Source organism: Maritimibacter sp. 55A14 (genome assembly GCF_003122205.1).
In the GTDB taxonomy this organism is placed as follows: Bacteria; Pseudomonadota; Alphaproteobacteria; order Rhodobacterales; family Rhodobacteraceae; genus QEYE01.
Genome location: NZ_QEYE01000043.1, coordinates 1 through 7,411 on the forward strand (window position 1 = coordinate 1; position 7,411 = coordinate 7,411).

4 protein-coding genes are annotated in these 7,411 nt (G+C 60.3%); all 4 read left to right on the top strand.

Annotation, left to right across the window (positions count from 1 at the left end):
- The first annotated feature begins 421 nt into the window (after window positions 1-421).
- The 4 genes from DDZ14_RS18840 to DDZ14_RS18855 are packed head-to-tail and all read left to right on the top strand — an operon-like array spanning window position 422 to window position 7,375.
- Window positions 422-1,987: a class I SAM-dependent DNA methyltransferase gene (locus DDZ14_RS18840; protein ID WP_109426524.1), complete on the top strand. Its 1,566-nt coding sequence runs from the start codon at window positions 422-424 to the stop codon at window positions 1,985-1,987.
- On the top strand, window positions 1,984-3,207 hold the full coding sequence (locus tag DDZ14_RS18845; RefSeq protein WP_109426521.1) for a restriction endonuclease subunit S: 1,224 nt from the start codon (window positions 1,984-1,986) through the stop codon (window positions 3,205-3,207). The genes DDZ14_RS18840 and DDZ14_RS18845 overlap by 4 nt, the downstream gene beginning before the upstream one ends.
- Entirely contained in the window at window positions 3,204-4,214 is a 1,011-nt protein-coding gene (locus DDZ14_RS18850; RefSeq protein WP_109426522.1) for a DUF4268 domain-containing protein, read from the top strand. Before DDZ14_RS18845 ends, DDZ14_RS18850 begins: the two co-directional genes overlap by 4 nt.
- The gene (locus DDZ14_RS18855) at window positions 4,211-7,375 is read left to right on the top strand and encodes a type I restriction endonuclease subunit R (RefSeq protein ID WP_109426523.1); all 3,165 of its coding nucleotides are present in this window, start codon (window positions 4,211-4,213) and stop codon (window positions 7,373-7,375) included. Before DDZ14_RS18850 ends, DDZ14_RS18855 begins: the two co-directional genes overlap by 4 nt.
- Window positions 7,376-7,411: the final 36 nt, after the last annotated feature.

Sequence of the window (7,411 nt, forward strand, 5' to 3'; positions counted from 1 at the left end):
GCCGAAGGCTTTAGTTGGAATGGTGGAACCTAAACGTCAGGCGGCGGTGTAGATGCCCTCAGGCCCTGCTTGGTAGGCGTCAAAGATGTGACGGTAGAGGCTGTCGCGTCATACTGTGTCCTCGTAGCCCCTCTCTCCATTTAGTCATGCAGTATAGCCCTTAAGCTACCGGCTGAGGCTCCTTCACGACCAGCTGTTGTTTGTGGATGACGCCACCACCCCCTCCTGTCCCGTCTTCCTCTGAGGATGTAGGGCATGACCCCAATTGCCGGTAGCGACAGCTGAAGCATGAAGGATGATGGCGTGGCGGAAGGGAGGGTTGTGATCCCCATGGCAGCAGGATGCGCTGGACCTCGACAATGACCTTCCCGTCCCTCTACGATGGCGCCTATTGGAGCAACCGGTCGAGTTGGGAGTGGTCATGGTCAGTGGTGATGTCGAGAAGCGGCTGTGGGCTGCAGCGGATCAGCTCTGGGCGAACACGGGCCTTAAACCCTCGCAGTTCTCAACACCTGTCCTCGGCCTGATCTTCCTTCGCTACGCCGACAAGCGGTTTGGCGAGGCTGAGGCACGGATTGGACCGGTCGGGTCGGGCAGCCGCCGCAAGATCAGCAAAGCCGACTACGAAGCTGAAGGGGTAATCTTCCTCCACCCTGAAGCGCGCTTCAGCCACCTTCAGTCACTCACGGAGAGTGACGACATCGGTCGAGCTATCAACGACGCCATGAAGACCATAGAGGAGGACAACCCCGACCTCTCCGGGGCGCTGCCGCAGACCTATACCGACCTCGGCAACGATGTGCTGGTGGAACTCCTGCGCCTCCTCGCTCCTATCGACCTGACCGGGGACGCCTTCGGAAAGGTCTACGAATACTTCCTCGGCAACTTCGCTATGAAGGAAGGCCAGAAGGGCGGGGTCTTCTACACGCCCGAGAGCATCGTGAAGCTGATCGTCGAGATCATCGAGCCATACCATGGCCGCATCCTCGATCCAGCTTGTGGCTCGGGTGGTATGTTCGTCCACTCGGCAGACTTCGTCGAACGCCATGGGCGGACTCCAACCAGTGAGATAAGCATCTACGGGGTCGAGAAGGACCGGGTAACGGTCAACCTCAACAAGATGAACCTCGCCGTCCACGGCCTGTCGGGCGACGTGCGCGAGGCCAACACCTACGCGACCGACATCAAGCAACTCTTCCCGAGGGTCTTCTCCGAACGCGGCGGCTTCGACTACGTGATGGCCAATCCGCCCTTCAATGTGTCAGGCGTCCGCAAGGAGGAACTGGAGGGCGACTGGCGCTTCCCCCATGGTATTCCCAGGCCCGACAACGCCAACTACCTCTGGATACAGCTCTTCCATTCGACGCTGAACGATCAGGGCCGTGCGGGCTTCGTCATGGCGAACTCTGCTGGGGATGCGAGGGGGTCAGAGCAGCTGATCAGGCAGAAGCTGATTGAGGATGGCAGTGTTGATGCCATCGTTTCGGTCGGGCCGAACATGTTCTACACGGTCACGTTGCCTTGCACCCTATGGTTCTTCGACAAGGGCAAACGTGGGACAGAGCGGGAAGATACAGTCCTGTTCCTCGATGCCCGGCCCATCTATCGCCAGATCGACCGCGCTCATCGTGACTTCCTGCCCGAGCAGATCGAGTTCCTGTCGAATGTCGTGCGGCTTTACCGGGGCGATTCGGTTGAGAACGGAGCGGGCAGCGCCGAGTTGCTGGCCGAGCATGGGCTGAGCGAGGGCTACGTGGACGTGCCGGGCCTTTGCAAGGCCACCATGCGGGCCGAGGTCGAGGCGCAAGGCTGGAGCCTGAACCCCGGACGCTATGTCGGAGCAACTGCACGGGACTGCGAGGACGTGGACTTAGTCCAGCGCTTCGAGGAACTGAACGAGGAGCTGGTGCAACTCAACACCGAGGCGGCGGCGCTGGAGCAGCAGATCGCGGAGAACGCGGCGCTTGTGATGGAGGGCCTGCGTTGAGGGAGGAGTGGAGGGACTTCAAGCTCGATCAACTGGGCTTCGTAGGCAGGGGAAGATCGCGGCACAGGCCAAGGAACGATCCGCGCCTCTACGGGGGGCAGTATCCCTTTTTCCAAACCGGAGATGTGAAAGCTGCTGAACTCTATCTGCAACAGTATGAGGCGACCTATAACGAACTCGGCTTAGCCCAGAGCAAGCTTTGGCAACCCGGCACTCTCTGCATAACGATTGCAGCGAACATCGCGGAAAGTGCGATCTTGGCCATCCCTGGATGCTTTCCTGATAGCGTGGTCGGGTTCGTCGCCGACCCCAAAGTAGCAGATACGAAGTTCGTCAAATACAAGCTCGACACACTGAAATTGGCGATGCAGAGCGCATCTCTTGGCACGACGCAGGACAACCTCAGCTTAGACAAGCTGCTCCGGTTCGACTTCCTCATTCCCACTCTCCTAACCCAACAGCGCATTGCCGCGATCCTCTCGGCCTATGACGACCTGATCGAGAATAACACGCGCCGCATCGCGATCCTCGAAGAGATGGCCCGGCGGCTCTACGAGGAGTGGTTCGTCCACTTCCGCTTTCCCGGGCATGAGACGGCGGAGTTTGACGGAGACCTGCCGAAGGGGTGGCGGGCGGTTGATCTCGGTGCATTAGTCGACGACCGGCGGGATGCTGTGCAGCCCTATGCCGTGGACCCATCCACACCCTACGTTGGCCTTGAACACATCCCGCGTCGTTCGATCACGCTTCGGGAGTGGTCGGAAGCATCGACCGTCCAAAGCACCAAGCTCCTCTTCCGCGAGGATGACATCCTCTTCGGCAAGATCAGGCCATACTTCCACAAGGTCGTTCTTGCGCCGCTGGGCGGTGTCACATCTTCGGACACCATCGTGCTTCGTGCCTACTCAGCCGATCACCTCGCACTCGCTGCGCTTTGCGCTTCCAGCGATGCCTTCGTGGACCACGCGACCCAGACCTCCAACGGCACCAAGATGCCCCGTGCTGACTGGAAGGTGCTGAAGTCCTACCCGGTGGCACTACCGGACGACGCGCTTCTGGCGAGGTTCAACGGCTTCGTGCTGCCGCTCTTCGCCACCTTGAAGTCACTGAACCGCAAGAATGCCAACCTCCGCGCCCAGCGCGACCTACTGCTGCCCAAGCTGGTCTCGGGCGAGATCGACGTAAGCGGGGCGGAGGCTGAATTGGAGGCGGCGGAATGAGCCATGTATCCCTAGATCACCTGAAGCGCCTGTCGGCTCGCGACGCCTGGTCTAACGAGGCAACGGACTTTACGCCCTGGCTTGCGAGGGAAGAGAATTTCACGGTCTTAGCCGAGGCGCTCCATTTCATAGATGCAGAAGTCGAAGGCACCGAGCACTCGGTGGGTAACTTCTCAGCTGACATCATCGCGAGGGACCGAGATGGCTTTATCCTTGTCGAGAACCAGCTAGAGCAGACCGACCACACGCATCTCGGGCAAATCCTGACATACCTTGCCGGTCTTGATGGTTCGGTGAAGGTCGTATGGGTGTCGACCAAGGTCCGAGAAGAACATCGGGCTGCTGTGGACTGGCTGAACGCCCACACACCTGACGACTTCTCCTTTTTCGCAGTGGAACTTGAGTTGTTCCAGATCGGATCATCCCCCGCAGCGCCACATTTCCACGTCGTCGCCAAGCCGAACGAGTGGAGCCGCCATGTCACACAACGGGCGCGACGGCTCAGCGAAACGGCCATGTCAGACCGCCAGCAACGCTATATGGAGTTCTGGGGGGCGTTCGGTGATTTCCTGGCTGAAAAAGACCCATCATATTCGCGGCGCACGCCCAGCAAGGACTACTGGTGGAGTTTTGGCATTGGACGTTCCGGGTACTCGCTCAACCTGTCCGCTGGTGGCCGCGATCACTGGATTTCAGCCTCCATAGTATGCTCGAACGACGGTGAGAAGATCGTGTTCGATCACTTCCTAAGTCAACGCTCCGAAATCGAAAAAGAGATGGGCGAGGAACTCACATGGCGCCGACTTGAGGAGTACATCGCTTGGGATATCAACCTCACATGGAAAGGGGCTGATCCGATGGATACGGAACGATGGCCCGAGTACTTTCGCTGGTACTGGGAGAAGATGCAGAAGCTCCGGGCCGCGTTCTCACAACGGATCAGGTCTCTCGACATAGATCAGCTTAGAGAAGCATCGGCATCGAACGACGTGGGCAATCCGACGTGACACCGAGCGAAACGGCCCATGATTACGGAGAGGACGCGGCCATCGAGCAGCCCGCGATCCAGCTCTTCGGGTCGCTGGGCTGGGACACGGTGAACCTCTACCACGAGTGGGCCAGCGGGAAATCCCCCGAGGGACGCGAGAGCGAGAAGCAGGTGGTGCTGGAGCCGCGTCTGCGGGCCGCGCTGCAGCGCCTGAACCCCGAACTGCCCGACAGCGCCCTTGATCAGGTCGTCGAAGAGGTCGCCCGCGACCGCGCCCGCATGGTGCCGGTCAACGCCAACCAAGAGCTTTGGGGGCTGCTGCGCGACGGGGTGAAGGTCAAGGTCACGACCCCGCGCGGCGGGCAGGAAACCAAGACCGCCCGGATCATCGACTGGCGCGATCCGGAGGGCAACGACTTCCTCCTCGCCTCCCAGTTCTGGGTGAAGGGCGACATGCATCGGCGCCGCCCGGACCTCACCGGCTTCGTCAATGGCATCCCCCTCGTGGTGGTCGAATTGAAGAAGTTCAGCGTTCCCGTGAAGTCCGCCTATGACGACAACCTCACCGACTACCGGGACACGATCCCTCACCTGTTCACTCCGAACGCCTTCGTGATCCTGTCGAACGGGGCGGACACCAAGGTCGGCAGCACCTTCGCCCCGTGGCAGTTCTTCCATGAGTGGAAGAGGATCAACGACGAGGGGGAGGAGGGCGTTGTATCGCTGGAAACCGCGATCAAGGGCCTCTGCGCCAAGGCCCGACTACTCGACCTTATGGAGAACTTCATAGTCTACGAGGAGGCGAAAGCGGGCCTGACCAAGAAGCTGGCCAAGAACCACCAATACCTCGGCGTCAACGCGGCCATCGAGGAGGTGATCCGGTCGAAGGAGCGACGCGAGGGCGAGGCCGGGCGGCTGGGGGTGTTCTGGCACACGCAGGGCAGCGGCAAGTCGCTGTCGATGGCATTCTTCTGTCAGAAAATCCTGCGGACGGTGTCGGGTAACTGGACCTTCGTGATCGTGACCGACCGGCAAGAGCTGGACGAGCAAATCTACAAGACATTCGCGGCAACCGGCGCTGTGACGACAGCCGGGGTCCATGCCCAGAGCGGGACGCACTTGAAAGAACTACTGCAAGCTGACCACCGCTACGTCTTCACGCTGATCCACAAGTTCAACACCCGCGACGGCACGGCCTATCCGAAGCTCTCCGACCGGAGCGACATCATCGTGATGACCGACGAGGCGCACCGCACCCAGTACGACAGGTTGGCACTGAACATGCGCAACGCCCTGCCCAATGCGGCCTTCCTCGGCTTCACGGGGACACCCCTGATGGCGGGCGAAGAAAAGACGCGGGAGGTCTTCGGCGACTACGTCTCGATCTACAACTTCGCCCAGTCCATCGCCGACGGGGCGACCGTTCCCCTCTACTACGAGAACCGCATCCCCGAGTTGCAGCTGACAAACGACGCCCTGGGTGACGAGTTAGAGGAACTGCTAGAGGAGGCCGACCTCGACGAGGCGCATGCGCGGAAGGTCGAGCGCGAATTCGCCCGAGAGTTCCATCTGATCACGCGCGATGATCGGCTTGACTCTATAGCTGCCGACCTTGTGCGGCACTTCGTGGGCCGTGGCCTCCGCGCCAAGGCGATGATGGTCTGCATAGACAAGGCGACCGCTGTGCGGATGTACGACAAGGTGCAGGCGCACTGGAAGACCTACAGGACTGAGTTGGAAGCAAACCTCGCGACCGCCTGTGAGGAAGATCGCCCCGTTCTCGAAGCTCAGATCGAGTTCATGCGGACCACAGACATGGCGGTCGTGGTCTCGCAGGGACAGAACGAGATCAAGGAACTAGAGGAGAAGGGGCTGGACATCCGCCCGCACCGCAAGCGGATGCTGAACGAAGACCTCGACGAGCGCTTCAAGGACTCCGACGATCCGCTTCGGCTGGTCTTCGTCTGCGCCATGTGGATCACTGGCTTCGACGTGCCGTCCTGCTCGACGATCTACCTCGACAAGCCAATGAAGAACCACACGCTGATGCAGACCATCGCACGGGCGAACCGGAACTTCCCCGGCAAGGAAGCAGGTTTCATCGTGGACTACGTCGGGGTCTTTAGGAACTTGCAGAAGGCCTTGGCGATCTACGGGGGCGGCAACACTGGCTCCTCCGAACCGCCCATCAGGGACAAGAGCGATCTGGTGGAGTACCTGCGGCACATCGTGGCCGCGAGCATGGCTTATCTGATTGAGCGCGGCGTCGATCCTACGGCAATCAAGCAGGCACAGGGGCTGGAGAAGGTCGCTCTGCTGGGGGATGCGGTCGAGAGGCTGATCGATACCGATGAGGCGAAGCGTGAGTTCCTAAGCAAGGCGCGGGCGGTCTCCCGCGTTTACAAGGCCATCCTGCCGGATCGGGCGTCCACGGAGTTCACGGCAGATGTGGTTCTTATTTCGGTGCTGGCCGAACGCATCCGTTCCCTTATGCCGAAGCCCGATATCAGCGCCATCATGCAGGAAGTCGAAGACCTGCTCGACCGCTCGGTTGCCCCGATCCCCTACGAGACACCGGAAGCGCCCGAGGTCATCGACATCAGCCAAGTGGACTTCGAGAAGCTGCGAGCGAAGTTCGACAATGGCAAGCAACGCACCGAGGCCGAGCGACTCCGCGCTCTGCTTAGCCAGAAGCTGACCGCCATGGTCGCCAGAAACCCGACACGAGCTGACTTCCTCGACCGCTTCCAGAAGCTGATCGACAGCTACAACAACGGCAGTCAAAACATAGAGGCATTTTTCCGGGAGTTGGTGAAGCTAGCCGAGGACTTATCCGAGGAAGAGCAGCAGACCATCCGTGAGGGTCTGACCGAGGAAGAGAAGGCCGTCTTTGACCTCCTAACCAAGCCCGAACCGGAGTTGACCAAGAAGCAACGTGAGCAGGTCAAGGCCGTGGCGAGGTCGCTCCTGCAGACACTGAAGGATGAGAAGCTTGTCCTCGACTGGACCAAAAAAGAGCAGGCGCGAGGCGCGGTTCGACAAGCCATCGAGGTGACGCTGGACCGGGGTCTGCCAGATGCCTATGACGAGGCGCTTTTCTACCGGAAGTGCGACAGCCTCTACCGTCACATCTTTGACGCCTACCAAGCAGGGCCTGAGGGCATCTACACCGCCGCCTGACGTTTAGGTTCCACCATTCCAACTAAAGCCTTCGGC

Bases quoted from the DNA above. Each gene is read 5' to 3' on its own strand.
- DDZ14_RS18840 (WP_109426524.1), top strand. From the start codon at position 422: ATGGTCAGTGGTGATGTCGAGAAGCGGCTGTGGGCTGCAGCGGATCAG.
- DDZ14_RS18850 (WP_109426522.1), top strand. From the start codon at position 3,204: ATGAGCCATGTATCCCTAGATCACCTGAAGCGCCTGTCGGCTCGCGAC.